This window comes from Undibacterium sp. Jales W-56, assembly GCF_025548535.1.
Classification (GTDB): Bacteria; Pseudomonadota; Gammaproteobacteria; order Burkholderiales; family Burkholderiaceae_D; genus Undibacterium.
The window spans coordinates 320,535-341,978 of sequence record NZ_JAJLQW010000001.1 but is presented as its reverse complement, the minus strand read 5'-3'; the positions used below and the strand labels follow the sequence as shown (position 1 = coordinate 341,978).

General features: G+C 51.8%; 25 protein-coding genes. 17 read left to right on the top strand and 8 right to left on the bottom strand.

Going from position 1 to position 21,444, the window contains the following annotated elements:
• Positions 1–55: 55 nt before the first annotated feature.
• The 4 genes from LPB67_RS01580 to LPB67_RS01565 all read right to left on the bottom strand — a co-directional run bounded on the left by LPB67_RS01580 (position 56) and on the right by LPB67_RS01565 (position 3,429).
• Positions 56–1,501: an NAD(P)(+) transhydrogenase (Re/Si-specific) subunit beta gene (locus LPB67_RS01580; protein WP_262835311.1), complete on the bottom strand. Its 1,446-nt coding sequence runs from the start codon at positions 1,499–1,501 to the stop codon at positions 56–58.
• The gene (locus LPB67_RS01575) at positions 1,501–1,824 is read right to left on the bottom strand and encodes an NAD(P) transhydrogenase subunit alpha (RefSeq protein WP_262835310.1); all 324 of its coding nucleotides are present in this window, start codon (positions 1,822–1,824) and stop codon (positions 1,501–1,503) included. The genes LPB67_RS01580 and LPB67_RS01575 overlap by 1 nt, the downstream gene beginning before the upstream one ends.
• A 53-nt stretch (positions 1,825–1,877) precedes the next feature.
• Positions 1,878–2,240: an aspartate 1-decarboxylase gene (gene panD, locus LPB67_RS01570; protein WP_262835309.1), complete on the bottom strand. Its 363-nt coding sequence runs from the start codon at positions 2,238–2,240 to the stop codon at positions 1,878–1,880.
• A gap of 73 nt (positions 2,241–2,313) precedes the next feature.
• On the bottom strand, positions 2,314–3,429 hold the full coding sequence (locus LPB67_RS01565) for a Re/Si-specific NAD(P)(+) transhydrogenase subunit alpha (RefSeq protein ID WP_262835308.1): 1,116 nt from the start codon (positions 3,427–3,429) through the stop codon (positions 2,314–2,316).
• A 446-nt stretch (positions 3,430–3,875) separates the two neighbouring features.
• On the opposite strand from LPB67_RS01565, the gene LPB67_RS01560 reads away from it, so the two are divergent.
• The 7 genes from LPB67_RS01560 (at position 3,876) to LPB67_RS01530 (ending at position 11,069) form a co-directional block, all read left to right on the top strand.
• Positions 3,876–4,370 (top strand): NUDIX hydrolase, encoded by a 495-nt coding sequence (locus LPB67_RS01560; RefSeq protein ID WP_262835307.1) that lies wholly within the window; start codon positions 3,876–3,878, stop codon positions 4,368–4,370.
• A gap of 16 nt (positions 4,371–4,386) precedes the next feature.
• Positions 4,387–5,487: a tRNA 2-thiouridine(34) synthase MnmA gene (mnmA, locus tag LPB67_RS01555; protein ID WP_262835306.1), complete on the top strand. Its 1,101-nt coding sequence runs from the start codon at positions 4,387–4,389 to the stop codon at positions 5,485–5,487.
• Positions 5,488–6,226: 739 nt separating this feature from the next.
• The gene (locus LPB67_RS01550) at positions 6,227–6,532 is read left to right on the top strand and encodes a collagen-like protein (RefSeq protein WP_262835305.1); all 306 of its coding nucleotides are present in this window, start codon (positions 6,227–6,229) and stop codon (positions 6,530–6,532) included.
• A 113-nt stretch (positions 6,533–6,645) separates the two neighbouring features.
• Complete coding sequence (locus tag LPB67_RS01545; RefSeq protein WP_262835304.1) at positions 6,646–6,837, top strand: Thivi_2564 family membrane protein; 192 nt, start codon at positions 6,646–6,648, stop codon at positions 6,835–6,837.
• 312 nt (positions 6,838–7,149) lie between these two features.
• Positions 7,150–8,769, top strand: a complete 1,620-nt coding sequence (locus LPB67_RS01540; RefSeq protein ID WP_410482687.1) for an FMN-binding glutamate synthase family protein — start codon at positions 7,150–7,152, stop codon at positions 8,767–8,769.
• Between the two features lie 378 nt (positions 8,770–9,147).
• Complete coding sequence (locus tag LPB67_RS01535; RefSeq protein ID WP_262835303.1) at positions 9,148–10,098, top strand: MurR/RpiR family transcriptional regulator; 951 nt, start codon at positions 9,148–9,150, stop codon at positions 10,096–10,098.
• A 161-nt stretch (positions 10,099–10,259) separates the two neighbouring features.
• Complete coding sequence (locus tag LPB67_RS01530; RefSeq protein ID WP_262835302.1) at positions 10,260–11,069, top strand: prohibitin family protein; 810 nt, start codon at positions 10,260–10,262, stop codon at positions 11,067–11,069.
• Positions 11,070–11,160: 91 nt separating this feature from the next.
• Here LPB67_RS01530 and LPB67_RS01525 read toward each other — a convergent pair whose 3' ends face one another.
• The gene (locus LPB67_RS01525; RefSeq protein ID WP_262835301.1) at positions 11,161–11,679 is read right to left on the bottom strand and encodes a carboxymuconolactone decarboxylase family protein; all 519 of its coding nucleotides are present in this window, start codon (positions 11,677–11,679) and stop codon (positions 11,161–11,163) included.
• Positions 11,680–11,765: 86 nt separating this feature from the next.
• Positions 11,766–12,314 carry a peroxiredoxin gene (locus tag LPB67_RS01520; protein WP_262835300.1) on the bottom strand — a complete coding sequence of 183 codons (549 nt, stop codon included), beginning with the start codon at positions 12,312–12,314 and terminating at the stop codon, positions 11,766–11,768.
• A 283-nt stretch (positions 12,315–12,597) separates the two neighbouring features.
• Here LPB67_RS01520 and asd point away from each other — a divergent pair, with 283 nt between their 5' ends.
• A complete protein-coding gene (gene asd / locus LPB67_RS01515; RefSeq protein WP_262835299.1) occupies positions 12,598–13,455 on the top strand; it encodes an archaetidylserine decarboxylase in 858 nt (285 codons plus the stop codon).
• 50 nt (positions 13,456–13,505) lie between these two features.
• Here asd and LPB67_RS01510 read toward each other — a convergent pair whose 3' ends face one another.
• Positions 13,506–14,159, bottom strand: a complete 654-nt coding sequence (locus LPB67_RS01510) for a hypothetical protein (RefSeq protein ID WP_262835298.1) — start codon at positions 14,157–14,159, stop codon at positions 13,506–13,508.
• Positions 14,160–14,471: 312 nt separating this feature from the next.
• Between LPB67_RS01510 and hemP the strand changes: the two genes are divergently transcribed.
• The 5 genes from hemP (at position 14,472) to bfr (ending at position 16,704) form a co-directional block, all read left to right on the top strand.
• Positions 14,472–14,699: a hemin uptake protein HemP gene (gene hemP, locus LPB67_RS01505; protein WP_262835297.1), complete on the top strand. Its 228-nt coding sequence runs from the start codon at positions 14,472–14,474 to the stop codon at positions 14,697–14,699.
• 112 nt (positions 14,700–14,811) lie between these two features.
• Positions 14,812–15,129, top strand: a complete 318-nt coding sequence (locus tag LPB67_RS01500) for a hypothetical protein (RefSeq protein WP_262835296.1) — start codon at positions 14,812–14,814, stop codon at positions 15,127–15,129.
• Between the two features lie 17 nt (positions 15,130–15,146).
• Positions 15,147–15,416, top strand: a complete 270-nt coding sequence (locus LPB67_RS01495; RefSeq protein WP_262835295.1) for a bacterioferritin-associated ferredoxin — start codon at positions 15,147–15,149, stop codon at positions 15,414–15,416.
• Positions 15,417–15,423: 7 nt separating this feature from the next.
• Positions 15,424–16,086, top strand: coding sequence for an energy transducer TonB (locus tag LPB67_RS01490; protein ID WP_262835294.1), 663 nt, complete (start codon positions 15,424–15,426; stop codon positions 16,084–16,086).
• Positions 16,087–16,227: 141 nt separating this feature from the next.
• Entirely contained in the window at positions 16,228–16,704 is a 477-nt protein-coding gene (gene bfr / locus LPB67_RS01485) for a bacterioferritin (RefSeq protein ID WP_262835293.1), read from the top strand.
• An 85-nt stretch (positions 16,705–16,789) separates the two neighbouring features.
• Here bfr and LPB67_RS01480 read toward each other — a convergent pair whose 3' ends face one another.
• Positions 16,790–17,398, bottom strand: a complete 609-nt coding sequence (locus tag LPB67_RS01480) for a glutathione S-transferase N-terminal domain-containing protein (RefSeq protein WP_262835292.1) — start codon at positions 17,396–17,398, stop codon at positions 16,790–16,792.
• A gap of 275 nt (positions 17,399–17,673) precedes the next feature.
• Between LPB67_RS01480 and purB the strand changes: the two genes are divergently transcribed.
• The 4 genes from purB to LPB67_RS01460 all read left to right on the top strand — a co-directional run bounded on the left by purB (position 17,674) and on the right by LPB67_RS01460 (position 21,382).
• Complete coding sequence (gene purB, locus LPB67_RS01475; RefSeq protein WP_262835291.1) at positions 17,674–19,101, top strand: adenylosuccinate lyase; 1,428 nt, start codon at positions 17,674–17,676, stop codon at positions 19,099–19,101.
• 502 nt (positions 19,102–19,603) lie between these two features.
• Positions 19,604–20,140: a cytochrome b gene (locus tag LPB67_RS01470; protein ID WP_262835290.1), complete on the top strand. Its 537-nt coding sequence runs from the start codon at positions 19,604–19,606 to the stop codon at positions 20,138–20,140.
• A 40-nt stretch (positions 20,141–20,180) separates the two neighbouring features.
• Positions 20,181–20,762 (top strand): YceI family protein, encoded by a 582-nt coding sequence (locus LPB67_RS01465; protein ID WP_262835289.1) that lies wholly within the window; start codon positions 20,181–20,183, stop codon positions 20,760–20,762.
• Positions 20,763–20,809: 47 nt separating this feature from the next.
• Positions 20,810–21,382, top strand: coding sequence for a YceI family protein (locus LPB67_RS01460; RefSeq protein ID WP_262835288.1), 573 nt, complete (start codon positions 20,810–20,812; stop codon positions 21,380–21,382).
• Positions 21,383–21,444: the final 62 nt, after the last annotated feature.

Sequence of the window (21,444 nt, the reverse complement as noted above, 5' to 3'; positions counted from 1 at the left end):
CACTCAAGCCTGAGTGGTTTTTAGCGCGATCTGAAGCTAGTGCTTATGCTAGTGTTTATTCAACCGCTTTCACCATATCTTCAATCACTTTTTTCGCGTCGCCGAACACCATCATGGTTTTATCCATGTAGAACAATTCATTGTCCAGACCCGCATAGCCGGAGGCCATGGAACGCTTGTTGACGATCACCGTTTTCGCTTTGTAGGCTTCCAGAATCGGCATGCCGGCAATCGGTGATTTAGGATCTTTCGCCGCAGGATTCACCACATCATTCGCACCCAGCACCAGTACCACGTCAGCCTGACCGAATTCGCTGTTGATGTCCTCCATCTCGAATACCTGGTCATACGGCACTTCGGCTTCTGCCAGCAGCACGTTCATGTGACCAGGCATGCGGCCTGCCACTGGGTGAATCGCGTATTTGACGGTGATGCCTTTGTGGGTCAATTTCTCGGTCAGTTCTTTCAGCGCATGCTGGGCGCGTGCCACTGCCAGACCGTAACCAGGAACGATGATGACCGTCTCGGCATTCCCCAGCAAGAAAGCGACATCATCGGCAGAACCTGACTTCACATTGCGTTGCGCCTGCCCACCTGCGGCGGCTTCCGTCGGGGTACCGCCGAAACCGCCGAGTAAGACGTTGAAGAAAGAACGGTTCATCGCCTTGCACATGATGTAAGACAAGATGGCGCCAGATGAACCTACCAGCGAACCGGCAATAATCAGCATCGAGTTATTCAGTGAAAAGCCGATACCCGCTGCGGCCCAGCCGGAATAACTGTTCAGCATCGACACCACCACCGGCATGTCCGCGCCACCGATAGGGATGATGATCAAGACGCCTAGGATAAAAGCAATCGCTGTCATCAAGACGAACGGCAGCCAGGCAGGTGCGTTACCCGGTGCGAAGCAAAAAATCAAACCCAGACCAAGCATCATAATCGCCAGTATCAGGTTCAGGAAATGTTGTCCCTGAAAGCTGACCGGCGCGCCCTGGAACAGGCGGAATTTGTACTTGCCCGATAATTTACCGAAAGCGATCACCGAACCGGAGAAAGTAATCGCGCCGACAAAAGTACCGATAAACAATTCCAGGCGATTACCGAAAGGGATCGCCGCATCGCGCGTCGTGATATTGAAAATCCATGGCTCGGCAACCACGGATACCGCGATACAGACTGCCGCCAGGCCGATCAATGAGTGCATCGCAGCGACCAGCTCAGGCATCTTGGTCATCTCAACGCGCTTCGCCAGGGTCGCGCCGATACCGCCGCCGACGACCACGCCGAGTAGTACCAAGCCATAACCGAGGCTGGAACCAAAGGCTTCATTTTTCAGCTTGACGATCAGGGCGATCGTCGTCACTACCGCAATCGCCATGCCTATCATGCCAAAGGTATTGCCGCGTCGCGCCGTCGACGGATGCGACAAACCTTTAAGCGCCTGAATAAAACACACTGAGGCGATCAGGTACAACATCGTGACCAGATTCATACTCATTATTTGGGCTCCTTAGCAGCGTTAGCATTGGCTTTGGGTTCTTTTTTCTTGAACATCTCCAGCATGCGCTGAGTGACCAGGAATCCGCCGAAAACATTGACCGCCGCCAGTGCGACAGCCGCCGTACCCATGACTTGCGCCAGCAGGCCTTCGGTCAGGCCGGCAGCCAGCATCGCGCCCACGATAATGATGGCGGAAATGGCATTGGTCACCGCCATCAAAGGCGTATGCAATGCAGGGGTAACCGTCCAGACCACGTGGTAACCGACATAAATCGCCAGTACAAAAATGATCAGGTTGGTGAGGGTGTGACTAACTTCCATGATGTCCTCTCTCTTCTTTATTTGGGTGAGACATGCAAAGTAAACCGTCGGGATTAATATTCTTTGAGGCTGGTCATTTGATTCTTGCCATCGACGAAGACGACTTTCGGCTTAAAGTTGCTGGCCTCTTCATCGCTCATCGGGGCATAGGTGCAGATGATCATCAAATCGCCGAGCTGTACCCGACGCGCTGCTGCGCCGTTCAACGAGATTTCGCCGCTGCCACGCTTGCCTTTGATGACATAAGTGGAGAAGCGTTCGCCGTTGTTAACGTTATAAAGCTCAATCTGTTCGTGCTCCTTGATATCGGCAGCGTCGAGCAGATTTTCATCGATGCCACACGAACCTTCGTAGTGGAGATCGCACTGGGTCACAGATGCGCGATGAATTTTGGCGCGGAGCATATTTCTTTGCATGGTCGTTCTTCTTTCAATTACATTTACTAAAAATCCTGGCTAAAATTTTTTAGCCTTATTACGGGTGATGAGCTTATTTTCTTAAGACTTCGCCGCCTGCGCACATCAGTGTTGCAGCGACGATTTCATCTTCTTTATTGATCGCCAGAGCCGCATCTTTATCGATGATCAGTTTTAAGAAATCCAGCACGTTGCGGGCGTACAAAGCAGACGCGTCGGCAGCCACCAGCGTGGCCAGGTTCGGTTCGCCGATAATATGTACGCCGTATCTGGTGACCGTTTTGTTCAGCTCGGACAACGGGCAATTACCACCCTGCTCGACCGCCATATCGACAATCACAGAACCCGGCTTCATCGCCTTGACGGTGTCTTCGGAAATCAACACCGGGGCCTTGCGACCGGGGATCAGCGCAGTCGTGATGATGATATCGGCTTGCTTGGCGCGCTCATGCACCAAGGCTGCCTGACGCTCCATCCATGCGGCCGGCATCGGACGCGCATAGCCGCCGACGCCCTTGGCGATTTCACGTTCTTCATCGGTCTCGTAAGGGACATCGATAAATTTTGCGCCCAGCGATTCGACTTGCTCTTTAACCGGCGGACGGACGTCCGATGCTTCAATCACTGCACCCAGACGTTTAGCGGTCGCAATCGCTTGCAGACCGGCGACGCCGACGCCCATAATCAGGACGCGTGCGGCTTTGACCGTACCCGCCGCCGTCATCAACATCGGCATGAAACGCTGATAGGTATTCGCCGCCAGCATCACCGCTTTATAACCGGCGATATTCGCTTGCGATGAGAGCACGTCCAGCGACTGCGCGCGGGTAATGCGTGGAGCGGCTTCCAGTGCGAATGCAGAAATGCCGTGTGCGGCCATGGCTGCAATATTCTCTGAATCAAACGGGTTGAGCATGCCGACCAGAACTGTACCGGATTTGATCAGTGCTCGTTCGTCTGCACTCGGCGCCCTGACCTTTAACAGCAGTTCTGCGCCGAAGGCATCCGCTGCAGTGCCGATTTGCGCACCGGCGGCCTGATACGCCTCATCCGTAATACTCGCCGCGATACCGGCGCCGGATTGCACGATGACCTGGTGCTTGGCAGTCACATACTTCTTGATGGTCTCTGGGGTCGCCGCGACACGCGTCTCGCCCGGCCGTGACTCGGCGGGGATGCCGATTCTCATAGGTTTGCTCCTTGGTTGCTTGTTTTAAATTGGTAGCACGGGTCAGGACCCGACCCTGCACAGATCCTCTTGTCAGCCCTGCCTGGATTCTTACCCGAATCTTACATTTGATATTCGACAACGATATTACACGCAAAATGTTTTTTAGCACAACCGTTCTATTTTTTGCATTTTTATACAAAATACCGTATTCAATCCCGCCACCTGCGCACCAATAGCGAGCAAATTGCGTTCGCTACACTAGCATGAAAACCCGCTTGAAATAAGGCTTTATCCAAGAATGCGCCAAATTTAATGCCTCTTTTATCATCAAAAATGCCGGTGCCAATCCGCGATGAAAGACGCCCATAGATAAAATTTGCATTAGCTAATTCGGCCTCAGATTTGCTGCTTTGCCACACAATATTTGATGGCAAAGTAAAATACCGGACTTATTGAAAGAAGCTATGTCAAGAATTTGGAAACCCTCGGTCACGGTTGCCGCGATTATTGCGCGCGATGAGCGATTTTTAATGATAGAAGAAGAGACTGAAGACGGCGTGCGCATCAACCAGCCGGCCGGCCATCTTGATCCCGACGAAACCCTGCAGCAAGCAGTGATCCGCGAAACGCTGGAAGAAACCGCGCACGACTTCACGCCGACAGGATTGATCGGCACCTATCTGTCGCGCTATGTGTCGCCCAAAACGGGGGAACAAGTCACCTATTTGCGCTTTGCATTTGCCGGGGAGTTGGGCGCAGCGCATCAGCGCGCCCTCGATCACGGCATCCTGCGTACGGTTTGGATGAGCCAGGCAGAATTGCTGGCATCGCAAGCGCGCCATCGCAGCCCTCTGGTCATGCAATGTGTGAACGACTATCTGGCGGGCCAACGCGCACCGCTGTCCCTGCTCTACACGCATCCGTCTGCATTAAGCGCAACCAGGCACGACCACGAATAAGAAAGAGAAGCACTGTATGACAAAGAAACGCGTAGTAATAGGCATGTCAGGCGGCGTCGACTCCTCCGTCTCAGCATGGCTGCTCAAAGAACAGGGCTATGAAGTCATCGGCCTGTTCATGAAGAACTGGGAAGATGACGACGACTCCGAATATTGTTCGACCCGCGAAGACTGGATCGATGCCGTCAGCGTGGCGGATGTAGTCGGCGTCGATATCGAAGCGGTGAATTTCGCAGCGGAATACAAAGACCGCGTGTTTGCCGAATTTCTGCGCGAATACCAGGCCGGCCGCACGCCGAATCCCGACGTGCTGTGCAATGCAGAGATCAAATTCAAAGCCTTCCTGGATCATGCGATGAAGCTCGGGGCCGACTACATCGCCACCGGTCACTACGCCCGCGTGCGCGAGGTCAACGGCGAATTCCAATTGCTCAAAGCACTCGACGCCAGCAAAGATCAAAGCTATTTTCTGCATCGCCTGAATCAGGCGCAACTCTGCAAGACCTTGTTCCCTCTCGGTGAAATTCAAAAAACCGAGGTACGTAACATCGCCGAACAACTGCAACTGCCGAATGCCAAGAAAAAAGATTCGACCGGCATCTGCTTTATCGGCGAGCGCCCTTTCCGTGAATTCTTAAATCGTTACCTGTCTTATCAACCCGGCGACATGAAAACACCGGAAGGCGAGATCGTCGGCCAACATGTCGGCCTGAGTTTTTACACACTGGGTCAGCGCAAAGGCATCGGCATCGGCGGCATCAAATCGCATCAAAATGCCGATGGCAGCAGCGATGCCTGGTATGTGGCGAAGAAAGACATTGTCAACAATACGCTGTATGTGGTGCAAGGGCATGATCACCCCTGGCTGCTGTCTTCGGCACTGGAAGCCGGGCAAAATAGCTGGATCGCCGGACATGCGCCCAGCCAAATGCAGCTCTCGGCCAAAACCCGCTATCGCCAGGCAGATATCGCCTGCACCTTACAAACCCAAGACGACCGCTTCGCATTGAATTTCGATGTGGCGCAATGGGCGGTGACGCCGGGCCAATCGGCGGTCTTGTATGACGGCGAGGTGTGTCTGGGCGGTGGGATTATCAGCAGTGCGACGGCAAGTTAAGTAAGAAAAATAGACGGCTTAAATCCGCATTCAGTCAAACAGATTTATGAATAGGTCTTACGCAAAAACCAAAAAATTCTCACCGCCGAGACACAGAGAAAAAGCAAGGGAAACTGGCTCCATGAAATGTGAGCATAAAAACGAACCCGCAAGCTGGGTGCGCCTGCTGGCATGAAATGCCTCTGAAAGCCGCATCTAGCATGCGGTTTCAATCTGAATTATGGTAAGCAGTTTGTCGTTTTGCGCAAGTCATAATAAAAACACATAGCTCAAAGATGGCGATCTCGCTGGCGGGCTTATTCGTGGTGCAACACCTGGCTGCCAACTCCGGCATCAAAATTTCCGTAACTTTCCTGCAACTTATCTGCAACAACCGGCCTCGCTGTTCCTGGCTCACATCCTTTTAACACAAAAAAATCCCGCATACCTCTCGGCAGCGGGATCAATCGAATTCCAATTCAAACAAACTACAACCATCACTCTTTATTACCGGTTTGATCAATATAAGCCAAAAGTTAGTTTCGATATGTTCGCTAACCAACAGAGCTCAAAAGATTATCAGCGCATGCTACGCATTGTCTGTATGACCGGATTTGATGAGTGAGAGTTCACGCTCACATTCTCCGGTGATCTGCCAACACCATCTGTAGTGAATAAATTCCGTTGCGGCGTCGGCTGTAGTTTGACTCTTCCACGGAAATCTTTGCTTCCACTGTATTTTTAAATTGAGGGATTTATCATGAAATTTTCGATTCTGTTGCTGGCACTTATTGGCTCAGTAGCGTTGTCTGCCTGCGATCGTCCAACTCAACCGGTTGTTGTGCAAACTCCGGTTGCCGTTCCTGTTCCTGTACCGGTTCCTGGTCCTGCTGGTGCTACCGGTGCTACCGGCGCCTCTGGCGCGACAGGTGCGCCGGCATCCGCCGGGGCTGCCGGTCCTGCGGGAACTCCTGGCGCACAAGGTATGCCTGGCTATGATGGCGCCAAAGGCGAGCCAGGTACTCCGGGCAAAACAGGCGACACAGTCATTGTTGTACCTAAGTAAGCCCGTGGCCGGAAAGTGATATTTCCGGTTCATGGTGCAAGCAGGGATCCTCTAAGTAGGATTCCTGCTTTTAATGGTAAGCACAATATTTTAAAAACAGGAAAAAGAAACCTATGAGCATGATCATCAACCTTATTATTTATCTGGTTGTCTTCGGTCTGATTTGGTGGCTGGTAGGCATGTTGCCCTTGCCCTCTCCGGTAGCGCAGATCGTCCGGGTACTCTTCATCATTCTGTTGATCGCCATTATTTTGTCGGCATTCGGGATAGTCCCGGGCATTCATCTGCCACGCTTCTACACTTAGCCGGCGCTTGACCCTGGAGAGCGTGCATGCCGGCCAGATGCGGGCAAGACGCGCGCACTTTTTGTTAGGTAGAACTTAGGCAAAACAGAAAACTGCTTACGTCATTGATATCCCACCCGCAGTCTGGATGCGGCTTTCAGAGGCATTTCGTGCCAACAGGCGCACCCGGCTTGCGGGTTGGTTTTTATACTCGCACTTATTCCGATACGGCTAAGCTACCGGACACTGCTTCGAAAGCATCGCCGTATGTCGGACTAGCTGGATTCGCCTACGTCGTTGTACACTCCGATTGGCCCATCAACGGAGAACACCATGCATGTTGCGCGTTACCTGACCCTGATCATTGCCAGCTTTGTGTTTTTGTTGTCGATGTTCATAGGATTTCTGTTCCACGCGGGCTGGTGGCTGGTGGCACTCTCCGGTGGTTTGACGGCGCTTGGTGTTGCTGACCTGCTGCAAACCAAACGCTCTATCTTGCGCAACTATCCCATCATCGCGCATTTCCGGTTTTTCTTTGAATCGATCCGCCCCGAGATACGCCAGTATTTTTTAGAAGAAGATACCGCCGCCAATCCTTTCTCGCGCAATCAGCGTTCGATTGTGTATCAACGCGCCAAGCAGGAATTGGATAAGCGTCCGTTCGGCACCCAGCTTGATTTGTACCAATCCGGTTATGAGTGGATCAACCACTCGATCACGCCGAGCAAGGTAGATAAGCACGATTTCCGCATCACCATCGGTGCCGGGCGCGCCCAGCCTTATTCTGCCAGCGTGTTTAATATCTCGGCGATGAGTTTTGGCGCCTTATCGGCGAATGCGATCCGCGCCCTGAACCAGGGTGCGCAAAAAGGCCGCTTCATGCACGACACCGGCGAAGGCAGTATCAGCCGTTATCACCAACCTGAAAATGGCGATGAACCCGGCGGCGATCTGGTATGGGAAATCGGTTCCGGCTATTTCGGCTGCCGCACTACCGATGGCAATTTTTCGGAAGAACGCTTTGTCGCCAGCGCTACGCTGCCGCAAGTCAAAATGATCGAGCTGAAATTATCGCAAGGGGCCAAACCCGGTCACGGCGGCTTGCTGCCCGGCGCCAAAGTCACGATAGAAATCGCCGCCGCACGCGGTGTCCCGGCGGGTGTGGATTGCGTCTCACCGGCCTCGCATTCGGCATTTTCCACACCGATAGAGATGCTGCAATTCATTGATAAATTACGCCGTCTGTCCGGCGGCAAACCGACCGGATTTAAATTTGCGGTGGGTCATCCCTGGGAATTTTTCGGGATAGTCAAAGCCATGCTGGCTACCGGCATCACGCCTGATTTTATCGTGGTCGACGGTGCCGAAGGCGGTACCGGTGCGGCGCCGGTCGAGTTCACCGACCATGTCGGGGTGCCTTTGCAGGAAGCCTTGTTACTGGTGCATAACGCGTTGGTCGGCACCAATTTGCGCGATAAGGTGAAAATCGGCGCTTCCGGCAAGATCATCACCGCATTCGATATCGCCCGCACTCTGGCGCTCGGTGCCGACTGGTGCAATTCGGCACGCGGCTTCATGTTTGCGCTGGGCTGCATTCAATCGCAAAGCTGTCATACCGGCAAATGCCCGACCGGCGTGGCAACCCAGGACCCGCTGCGCCAGCGTGCGCTGTTTATACCGGACAAAGCGGAGCGGGTTGCGCATTTTCATCAAAATACCTTGAAGGCGCTAGCCGAACTGATCGCGGCAACCGGCTTAAAGCACCCGGAAGAACTCAAACCTTATCATCTGGTACGGCGGGTATCGGGCAACCAGGTCAAGCTGGTATCCAGCCTGCTGCCGTATCTGGATCCGGGTGCGCTGCTGGATGCCGGTCAGCTCAACCAGCTGCCCGAAGTATTCGCGACCTACTGGCCGCTGGCGCAAGCGGCCTCGTTCCATCCGATCAAATAAATATACTCCCCCTGTTTTTATACAAAACATCCTTTATCCGGCATATTTTTATTGCGAATTTAAAATATACTGGATAGGGGTATATACAAAATATCGATCTTGCATCAAGTAGCGTAAGATTGGAATTTCTCATCGTTTTACTAACAAAATTGAGCAATAAGAGGGTATTTCAAAATAAAACCCGATAGAAACCCGATATTCTTTGCCATTACCCAATTTCATTCGATTTTGATGAAACAAAATGCAAGAATCCATGCTGCATAAAATTTCAGCAACTTTTTGAAGCATTTTATTTCTTTACAATTTAGTACGATGAAATTATATTTACATTTTATTTGCCAGTTAATCCTCTTCACTCCCTTTAGATAACCGCCGATTATGAATCGATTCGATAACCAAGCGCTGGGTGGTACGGTTAATACCCGCATCGGCAAGGTGTACATGCACTTGTCCAAGGCGCACAGAAAAACTGCTGATTACGTGTTATCGAATGTATTCCGCTCAGCAACGATGTCGATCGATGAGTTGGCGAATGCGGTTGGCATCTCGGTCGCTACCGCCAATCGTTTTGCCCGTGCGTTGGGCTTTGAAGGCTACCCGCAGTTTCGTGCTGAATTGGTGTGCGGCTTTGAAGCGATGCTGGCACCGATTGATAACTTGCGCAGCGAAGTGCAACGTCCGGCAACCAGCACCGAGATCATCGCCGGTTCGCTCAACGAAGATCTCAACAATCTGGAAGCCACGCGCCGCTCTCTGGTGCCTGAGGTCTGCAATCAGGCCGTCAAGATGATTTTGAATGCCGAGCGCATTTATATCGTCGGCTACGGTGCGAGCGCCTTCCTCGGCGGATTGATGGCGCATGGACTCGATCCGTTTTGCCAGACCATACAATCGACGATAGGCTCCGGCGGACCGTCGCATGTGGCTCGTCAGTTATTCAAATATACCGAACGCGATCTGGTGATCGGCATTACCTTCCCGCGCTATGCCGAGGATGTGATCACGCTGCTGCAACAGGTACGCGAAAAAGGCGTACCGATTCTAGCCTTGACCGATGCTCCAAGTTCGCCGCTGGCTTCGATTGCCAATCTGACTTTGTACGCCCAGACGCGCCGCCAGTTGTCGCCTAATTCTGAAGGTGCGGCGCTGTGCCTGATTGAAGCAATTTGCAGCGCCGTCGCCCATCAGGCCAAATCGCCGGTGCATGCGGCGTCTGAGATGACCAAGTTCATGCTGCCATGGATGTATCAGGAGCCGAGTTCAGGTTCACGCAAATCATCGGCAATCGAAGAGTCCTCCACAAAATCTGCCTCAGATCACATCGCCTGACCTGGCTTGATGCCTGGCATCCCGTGTAGCAATGCCAGCGCATGACGGAGTAATCGTAATGGTGAATTGACTCAGCGATTACCGCTAGAATCCACTGGCACAAACATGTACCAGCACCTACACTTGCTTTGTTTTTATTCAAACAACAAGGTAAAACCATCATGCTTGCACAGAAACTGCCAAAAATTATTGCGTTCATCGTCATCCTGTTGCTCCTGTTTGCGCTCTCGCCTTTCGCCACGATCCCGGCGGGTTATCGCGGCGTGTTGACGACCTTCGGCAAACCCTCGGAAGAGGTCTATAGCGAAGGCATCCACTTGGTCTGGCCTATCGCTCAGACCATGCATAAAGTCTCCGTCGCCATTCAAAAAGGCGAAGGCGACGGCGATGCGGCGTCCAAAGATTTACAAACTGTGCACACCAAGATCGCGATCAACTATCACATCCGTCCCGATGCGGTCGTATCGGTGTATCGCGACCTGGGCAATGAAGCCGGCGAACGCATCATTATCCCCAGCGTGCAAGAAGCGGTGAAAGCCGTCACCGCACGCTTTACCGCAGAAGAACTGATCTCACGCCGCTCTCAAGTGCGCGATGAAATCGTGCTCGCCTTGCGTGAACGGATGGCGCGCCACGGCCTGGTAGTCGATGAATTCTCTATCGTGAATTTTAATTTCAGCAAAACTTTTAACGAAGCGATCGAGGCGAAAACCACGGCGGATCAATTAAAGATGAAAGCGGAACGCGACTTGCAGCGTATTGACGTTGAAGCCAAACAAAAAATCTCGCGTGCCCGCGCTGAAGCGGAAGCCCTGGCTTTGCAGCGCCAGCAAGTCACGCCAGAATTACTGCGCCTGCGTGAAACGGAGAACCAGGCAAAAGCGATTGAGAAATGGGATGGCCGCTTACCGACTACAACCGGCGGTGCAATCCCCTTCTTAAATGTGGGCAATCGTGGCGATGGTAAGTAAAGAAGCACGCAACATTATCGTCAACATCAAAAAAAATGGCAGCCCGATGGACTGCCATTGCTAATATTCATCCAAGCGGTTTGCGGAAAAGCTACTCCGCGGCGATAACCTGCGATGCGGCATTGATAACGGCAGCGATACGGCCGATATCCCGTAATTGGGTCGTGCTCAAACCTTCTTTACGCAGTGTTTCAAAATGCGCTTTCACGCAAAAATGACATTTGCCGACGATCGATGCGGCCAGGGCAAAGATTTCAAAACTGCGTTTATCGACACCGCCGTTGGTGGCATACGCATTCATGCGAAGTTGCGGCGCCTGGGTTTTCAGATCGGCGTCATCCGCCATTTCTACAAACGGATACCACGCATTGTTCATTCCCATCAAGGACGCGGCGGTCAGTGCGCCATTGATTTCTTGCTCGGTAAGCGCCCCGCTCGCTTTGATGGCGTCGATCATTGGCTTGCTTTTTGCCGCAAATGCTGCCGCCAATGCGGCACCAACCGCGACACCAGGTTCCAGGCTGGAGCGGGCGATCGTGCCGTCGATGTTCAGGCGAATGTCTTTCGCATAATCAGGAATAAGATCTTTAATTGAATTTAAAAATTCCATAGTATTTTCCTATTATTCAGTGATTTTAAAACCCGCCGCAGCGGGTTTCAGTTATTTGCGCGGACACAATAATGTCCTCGACAAATTTACAGTGTAGCGCCGCCAACTGTGCGATTGCATGGGCACAATTCATCGGTTTGCAGACCATCCAGAATGCGCAGGATTTCGGTCGGGTTACGGCCGACATTCAGGTTGTTCACAGAAACGTGCTGAATGACATTGTCTGGATCAACGATGAAAGTCGCGCGCAATGCAACGCCAGCGCTGACATCGCGGACGCCCAGCATATCGACCAGAGAGCCGGTGGAATCGCCGAATGCGTGGTGATTCAGTTTATCCAGGTCCTTGTGCTCACGGCGCCAGGCCAATTTGCAGAATTCATTGTCGGTAGAGCCGCCCAGCAAAACCGCATCGCGTTCAGCGAAATCTTTGGTCAATTTAGCGAATTCAACGATCTCAGTCGGGCAGACGAAGGTGAAATCTTTCGGATAAAAGTAAATGATTTTCCATTTGCCTGGGAAAGACGCTTCCGTGATCGTTTCAAAAGCGGATACGCCGTTTTCTTCATGATGGTTAAAACCTGGCTTAGCTGCCGGTACGCTGAATGCATCGAGTTTTTGACCTACAGTTTTCATTAATTTCTCCTGGATGATGGTGTAAAGAGTGGCCAAAATAGTACTAACTTAGCCACATTGGAACGAAGCATATCACTATGAATTTTAAATATCCAATAGATTTTAGCTAAAAACTAATTAGCCAAAACATATCCATCAGGGCAATGCGCTTCTGACTAGCCGCATCATGCAGCATATCCAATACAAAGGCATGACATTGATTGTGAAGAGTACATCGCTTTCCTCTCACATTCTGCTCAGTCACCGCTATAATCCTCCCACTTATTTAATGGAATCATTTATCGTGTCCGATCGCCTCGCCGTATTGCCTCAATATTTAATGCCGAAAAAAGCGCTGACTGAATTCGGCAGCCTGATTGCGGATGCCAAAGCCGGCGATCTGACGACCAAACTGATACGCTGGTTTGTCGGCAAATATCAAGTCGATATGAACGAAGCCGCCAATCCCGATATCGCCAGCTATGCCAGCTTCAATGAATTTTTCACCCGCGCTCTGCGCGCGGATGCACGCCCATTGGCAAATGCCGATCTGGTATGTCCGGTGGACGGGGCGATTAGCCAGTTCGGGCCAATTGCGCAGGGACAGATTTTTCAAGCCAAGGGACATGATTACTCAGCCACGGCGCTAGTCGGCGGTGATAAAGAGTTGGCAGCACATTTTAATAAAGGCAGCTTTGCCACGATCTATCTGAGTCCGCGCGATTACCACCGGATTCACATGCCTTGCGATGGCCGCCTGACCAGAATGATGTATATTCCCGGCGATCTGTTCTCAGTCAACCCCGTCACGGCTCGCGGCGTCCCCGGTTTATTTGCCCGTAACGAGCGCGTCGTATGCGTCTTTGAATCGGCGCACGGTCCATTTGTACTGACGCTGGTGGGTGCGACGATAGTCGGCAGCATGGCGACGGTATGGCACGGCATCGTGAATCCGCCTCGCACCAGACAAGTCCGCGAATGGCGCTATACAGATCAAAACATCGTCCTCAAAAAGGGCGAGGAAATGGGCCGTTTCTTATTAGGCTCCACCGTAGTTCTGCTATTCCCGGAAAACACGGCGGACTTCAACCCGGCATGGCAACCTGCGGGCCCGGTCCGCATGGGCGAGATGATGGGCAACACGCCCAGGGCCTTTAAATAAAAATCGCGGACTGTCTTCATAGTCCGCGATCTCGCGACTACCGGCATTAATTACAATGCAGTGGCTTTGCCGGTGCTAACCGCTTCCTGCAAGATGCCGCGGATGGCTGGTTCTGCGGCGCCTGCCACATTCTCTTGCTGCTTGCCCAAAGCGTCCATCCTCTTGCCGCGCTGGTCCATTTGCTTACCCATTTCATCCATCTTTTTACCGAGCGCATCCATTTTTTTGGCAGTCTCGCTCTGGAATACGGTGGCGGCCATCTTGATCCCTAATGCGCCCATGCTGACGCCGTCTGCCCCCATTTCCAGTCCTAATTGACTCATCTGGCGACTGGTTTGATCCAACTCCTTAAGCGCTTCATTCGCCTTGGCTAACAGCGCCGCATCCTGAACCAGATAGGTTTTACCATTTTGTTTAAACCATAAAAAATCGGCATTGCGCCCCGACTTCAGCTTATCCACACTGCGGATCTCGGATGCAGCGCAATAAAAAATAGAATCAGCACCAGCTGCAGTGCGTACCAAGGCATACGTGAGATCGCTTTTACGGTTTTCAATCTGGACATTCTTTGATAACAGTTCTTTATTAATACTGATGTTGATCGAGCCAGTTGATGATGCATCGCCTGATCCCGCCCAGCATGCCAGCGGTGTGGATAACAGGCCCAGGCTAAATGCTGTGATACGCAGCAATTGACGACGCATAAGATTCTCCGTTAATGGATTGATGTCGCCTGAATCTTCTGCATCAGGCCATGCAGAAAGCATACTGCGCGATAAAAATTCTCAACATCGTTTTCCGACAAAGTGTCAAAACAACAGCATAGAACGACAAATCCAATGATGACCGGTGCGCTCACTTGGGCTGAAAACTATTTCAAAAACAGCTTAATTGCCGGATGCCCGCCTGATCGTATTGGCATTGTCAAAACTCATCGCAAAAAAAGCTTGCAAAGCTGAAGATTTTGCCCAATAATCTAAATAAGAATTGTTCTCATTAATATTTAAGAGGTAGATATGGCGAATTTCATCTCTGAATTTTCTAGCAAAGAAAAAACTGCAGTCAGCGACGCGGCGCTGACTTCCATCAATGTCGCGGCCAGAACTGCTCTCGACGGCAAACAGATACCGCGCTTGAAAAGCCGGGAACTGATGCGCGAAATGCGCGAAGTAGAGATCGATCACGAAGGAAAAATTTATCGCTTGCGCGTTACGCAACTGAACAAATTGATCCTCACTGCGTAAGTCGCCACCTCGCAAGGTTTGAGGATAGTTAGTCTTTGTATTTGATTCAACAATGTAGCCAGCAAAGCGGAATGCATGCGAAGCGAGCCCGACACCCGATCAGGAGAGTTTGATGCTCAGCACGAATCCGGATTTTTTTGAGACGCCAGCCAAAGCGGATCAACCAGAGTTACTTGTTTCAGCGGTCTTGCATCTGATGTCCCATTACACCGTCAGCACAGGCCAGAATAAAGATCATGGCGCTTGTTTAAAACTCGCTTCGGTGATTGAGCGACATCTGAAGATTTTGGCAGAGTTGCCTGAACTGGGACCCGTGCTCAAAGCGACATGTCAGCAATTGTCGGAGCAATGGGCGATGCTGGTGGAGCACAGCTTATCCAGACAAGGGCGCTTGAGTATGTTTGAACGCTTGGTCGCCGGTAGCCGTTAATGATTTAGAGGAATAATATGATTGTCTGTGTTTGCAACAATGTCTCAGAGAAAAAACTGCGTCATGCAGTCGCATCGGGTCTGAACACGATGGCAGATTTGCGCACGCATCTTGAGGTCGGCACTTGCTGCGGCAAATGCGCTGGCTGCGCACGCCGCATTTTGCGCGAATGCCAGACCACTAACCAGATTCCTCATCACGCCAATGCAATGGCCTCTGTCACCCCGATTATTTTTCAGCGCCCGCCTATTACGCCAGCCTTCCAAGACGATGCACTGGCGGCATAAGCGAGCCATGATGTTCAACCCCGATTACCCGACGTTTTCGCCTCGCCCTGCAACCCGCTTACTGCCTATCCTGGCCATCGTGCTGGCGCATGTGGTCTTGCTGTATGCGCTGAAAAATGGTTTGCTGGTAAAGGCCGTACAAGTTCTTCCTAAAGAAATCATGGTCAGCATGGTGCCGATTTCCCAGCCGCCACCTGCTGCCAAACCAAGCGTCGCCCTACCTGCGCTTAACAATGCACCTACCGTGCTGGTACCGATGCCAGAGCTTGCCGTAGCGACCGTCAATACCGCCAACGTACAAACCGCCAGCACGCCTGCTGAGCCACAACAGTTAGCGGCGCCCGCTGACAATGCTGCGCCGGCAACGCCAGTCGGCAAGGTCAACGCACCCAAACTGATTACGGGTATCGAATATATTCAGGCACCACAGGCCGACTATCCGCCACTGTCCAGACGCATGGGTGAAGAAGGCAAAGTTACCTTGCGTGTGCTGGTCAACGAAAAAGGCCGGGCCGAAAAAGTAGAAATCCAACAATCATCTGGCTCCAATCGGCTTGATGAGGCCGCCCGGATTGCCATCTTGCGCGCCCTTTTTAAACCGCACATTGAAGATGGCAAACCTTTGATGATGCTGGCGACAGCCACTATCAGTTTTTCGCTAAACAGCTAATTCCACGCTGCCTTCCTATCTTCTGAGTGGCTGAAGCACCTGATTAGGCGGCGCTCAGGCGATTGCTTTCGCTTTTCATTTCCATTCTGATCCCAGCACATCTATACTAAGGATTCATTTCCCAACATATCCGAGGTTTCCATGAAAGGTGACGCAAAAGTAATCAAGTTACTCAATGCGCAGCTCACCAATGAGCTTAGTGCGATCAATCAATACTTCCTGCATGCGCGCATGTACAAGCACTGGGGCTTTGAAAAAATCGCCAAGAAGGAATATCAGGAATCCATCGGCGAAATGAAGCACGCCGACAAATTAATCGACCGCATCCTGATGCTGGGCGGCCTGCCTAACCTGCAAGCACTGCACAAACTGATGATCGGCGAAGACGCGCCGGAGATGCTGCATTGCGATTTGAAACTCGAAAATGCGGCGCAAAAAACCGTCAAGGAAGGTATCGCAAGCTGTGAAGCTGCTGGCGACTATGTGTCACGCGATTTATTTCAATCGATACTCGACGACACCGAAGAACACATCGACTGGCTGGAAACCCAGCTGGAGCTGATAGAAAAAATCGGTTTGCAAAACTACCTGCAAGCGCAAATGCTGGACAACGAATAAACGCGACACAGATACTAAATAAAAAAGGGATGAGAGCTTGCGGCTTTCATCCCTTTTTGCGTTTAGCGACTACAGCCCATCGTGGCTATTGAGGCACGCTATCTTTAAACGACGGGCGCTCGGACAACTTATCGAGCAGCTTGGCTAAATTAGGATAATCGCCACGCCAGTCAATTTCCGGGAAGCGGAAAGACAGCCAATCCAGGGTACAGGCGACACTGACATCGGCCAGCGTCAAATGGGTGCCTGAGCAAAAAGCCGACTCACCCAGGCCACTGGACATGGTTTTCAAGCCCTCGGTGACTTTGCTCATCTGACGCGCAATCCAGGCCGCACTTTGCAGCGCTTCAGGACGCTGATTTTTCTCCAGGCGAATCAGGATCGCCGCATCGGCAACGCCATCCGCCAGGGCTTCCCAGCATTTGACTTCGGCACGTTCGCGGCCATTGACCGGAATCAACTTACCGACTGGAGTCAGGGTATCCAGATACTCGACAATCACACGAGAATCGAACATGGCGCCGCCATCTTCCATCAGCAGGCAAGGCACTTTGCCCAAAGGATTCGATTGCTGGATAGTCGTATCTGGCACCCAGACATCTTCTAACACTAAACTGTAATCAAGCTTCTTTTCCGCCATAACTACACGGACTTTTCTTACATAAGGACTTGCGAGGGAACCGATCAGTTTCATAGGCACTTTGTGAATTTATTCGTCCGGATTATAACATCGTCACCTGCCAAACCCATTTTCAGTCTGGCCCCAGAACAGGTGTAAGCGAGACCGGCTAATGGTAAAATCGCATATTCCACGCAAAAAATAGAATAAATCGACCTGAAATACGCAGTTTTGCCACCCGAATCGCTTTTTTCCGATTATATCGGGAAGCTGCACACTATGTTGTATTTTGCGCAATTTTACTATTTATTTTTTGCTCACTATTTCTCATTTACCATTGTCCGCACATCATGACACTCTCCACTCTTTCAGCATTGTCCCCGCTAGATGGCCGCTACGCCAGCAAAGTCAATGCGCTGCGCTCTACTTTGTCCGAAGCCGGTTTTATGCACCACCGGGTTAAAGTCGAAGTGTCCTGGTTGCAAGCCCTGTCGCAAGCAGGTTTCGCAGAAATCAAGCCTTTTTCGGCAGCGGCAAATGCACTGCTTGGCAAGATCGTCAGCGATTTTTCCGAAGCAGATGCGGCACGCATCAAGTCGATTGAGGCGATTACTAATCATGACGTCAAAGCGGTGGAGTACTGGTTGAAAGAATCCGTCGGCCTGCCCTTGCCGGATAGTTATGCTCACCTGCCGGCACGCCAGTTGACAATCGATGCGGCGATCACCGAAGAATTAAAATCGGCGGCGGAATTTATCCATTTCGCCTGCACTTCAGAAGACATCAACAATACCTCGCACGGCATGATGCTGAAAAATGCACGTGATGGCGTGATGCTGCCAGCACTGCAAAGCGTGATCGCCCGCCTGACTGAACTGGCCCACAGCAATGCCGACGTGCCGATGCTGTCGCGCACCCATGGTCAGTCTGCCAGTCCGACGACTTTGGGCAAAGAAATGGCGAACGTGGTCGCCCGTCTGCAACGGGCGGCGCAACGCATCGGCCAGGTAGAAATCCTCGGCAAGATGAATGGCGCTGTCGGCAACTACAATGCGCATCTGTCCGCCTACCCTGAGCATGACTGGGAAAGCTTTTCCAAAGCCGTCATCGAGCAACGCCTGGGCCTGACCTACAATCCCTACACGATCCAGATCGAACCACATGACTACATGGCGGAAATGTTCGATGCCTTCGCCCGTGCCAACACGATTTTGCTGGATCTGAACCGCGATATCTGGGGCTATATCTCGGTCGGTTATTTCAAACAAAAAACCAAGGCGGGCGAAATCGGTTCCTCTACCATGCCGCACAAAGTCAATCCTATCGACTTCGAGAACTCCGAAGGCAATCTGGGTCTGGCCAATGCCCTGCTCAAGCATTTATCCGAAAAATTGCCGGTCTCGCGCTGGCAGCGCGATCTGACGGACTCTACCGTCTTGCGCAACATCGGCGTCGCACTCGGCTACACCCTGCTGGCTTACGATAGCTGCCTGCGCGGCCTGAATAAGCTGGAAACCAATCCTGAGCGTCTGGCGGCCGATCTCGATGCCACCTGGGAAGTGCTGGCCGAACCGGTGCAAACCGTGATGCGCCGCTATGGCGTAGAAAATCCGTATGAACAGTTAAAAGAGCTGACACGCGGCAAAGGCATTTCAAAAGCAGCCCTGCGCGAGTTCGTCGCCGGTCTGGCGATTCCGCAAGATGCGAAAGACTTACTGCTAGCGATGACACCGGCGAATTACATCGGGATTGCGGCGAAATTGGCGAAAGCGATTTAAGGAAAATCGGACCACCCTGCAGGAATTCCCTGAAATTAAAGAGCGCCTACTTATTCGTCGTCCCGGCGAAGGCAGGGATCCGGCGCCTTGCTCAGTGCGCCACCGGATTTCAGCCTTGGGCGGGCAGACAAGGGGCTTGCGTTTAGCGTCTGGCATGGGGCATCACGCTGATTCGTAAGATTTTTTCGCACGATCACGTCTCGATCGCGTCTACAGGGAAGACGAAAAATTTCTCTGGAAAAGTTCAAGTAAGCACACTATGCTAAAACCTTGTTTTGGACGGTCTCTGCAAACTTGAACTTTTTTTGCTATATTAGTTCTAATACGAACTAATTAATTTGAAATCAGCATTTAATTTAATTAATTTCTTAATCGGGACTTGCGCAAGATTGTTCCGGCAAGACGCACCGGCAAAGACCGTAACAAACCGCACGGCAAGCAGATGCCGCTGCCTGAGCGGCTTTTCGCAAGTCCAGCAATAACTTATTTGACAGGAATTATGATGCCCACACCACAGCGCTATCCCCTCACGAGCATTGTGTTTCATTGGCTGATTGCGCTTTTGATTGTTGCCGCTTTTACCCTGGGTACCATCATGACGGATATGAAAATCAGCCCGACCAAGCTGCAATATTATTCCTGGCATAAATGGCTGGGCGTGACAGTGCTGGGTCTGGTTGCCTTGCGCCTGCTAAGCCGATTACTGAGTCAAGCCCCTGCGTATCCGGACAGCATGCCCAGGTGGCAAAAAAAAGCCGCAGCCCTGACTCACGGCGCACTGTATTTACTGATGTTTGCAGTGCCGCTGTCAGGCTATTTCTATACCTCCGCCGCAGGTTATCCGGTGGTGTATCTGGGCCTGGTGCAACTGCCCACCATCATCGGACCCAGCCCCGAATTAAAACCGGTATTAAAAGAACTGCATGAGCTGTTAACCAATGTACTTTTGGCGCTGGTGATTCTGCACGTAGTCGCCGCGCTGAAACATCATTTCATCGACAAAGACGGTCTGCTGCAACGCATGCTGCCTGGCCGATAGATCCACCCGATCACCCCGCCTATTCACTTAAAGGAACATCATGTTCACATCACTATCGATCACCCGACGCAAAGCAGCAATCGCCTCAGGCATCGCGGCGCTGGTCGCTGCCGTCGCCATCCCGGCCTACGCAGCGCTGGTCAAACTCGACAATGCAAAAAGCGCCGTCACGATTATCTTCAAGCAAATGAACGTGCCGGTCGATGCCAAGTTCAAAAAATTCAGCGCCAACATCGACTACGACTCAGCCAAACCGGAAGCATCCAAAGCCAGCGTGGAAATCGATCTCGCCAGCTTCGATCTGGGCGATCCTCAATACAATCAGGAAGTGCTGAAAAAAGAATGGTTCAACACCGCACAATTTCCCAAGGCAAGCTTCGTCTCCACCGCGATGAAGCAAGGCGCCGCCAGTAAATTGGAGGTCAGCGGCAAACTCACGATCAAGGGACGCGTTCTCGATGTGAGCTTCCCGCTGACCGTGAAGAAAGAAGGAAACGGCCAGGTGTTTGATGGCAGTCTCCCGATTAAACGCCTGGCCTTCAATATCGGCGAAGGCGAATGGAAAGACACCGGCATGGTAGCCGATGAAGTAGTAATTAAGTTTCACGTTGTAACGCAATAAACCCATTGATCCATCTATCCACCTCCAAACCAACAAGGACTCCCCACATGAAATTACGTCAAATTATCGCTGTTGCCTTACTCCTTGGCGCAGCGCCCGTATTCGCACAAAACTACACGATTGATCCTAGCCACACCTACCCAAGTTTCGAGGCGGATCACTTCGGCGGCCTGTCCGTATGGCGCGGTAAGTTCGATAGAAACAGCGGCAAAATCACGCTGGACCGTGCGGCCAAAACCGGCACCATGGACATCACGATCGACACGGCCTCGATCAATTTCGGCCATGAAAAAATGAATGAGCACGCGAGGTCCAAAGAGTTGTTCAACGTCGCTCAATTCCCGACTGCGACGTACAAAGGCACATCGATCAAATTCAATGGCGATACACCGGTGTCGGTGCAAGGTGAGTTCACTATGCTGGGCGTAACCAAGCCTTTGACTTTGACGATCAACAAATTCAAATGCATTCAGCATCCAATGCTGAAAAAAGAAGTCTGCGGCGCTGATGCAACGGCAGAATTCAAACGCACTGACTTCGGCATGAGTTACGGTATCGCGTACGGCTTCGCACCGGAAGTCAAACTGTCCATCCAGGTTGAAGCGATCAAGGCTGACTAATCTCAGCGCGGTAGCAACACAGCAGGTAAATTGGCCGGGCCACGCTCGGCCAATCAACACTC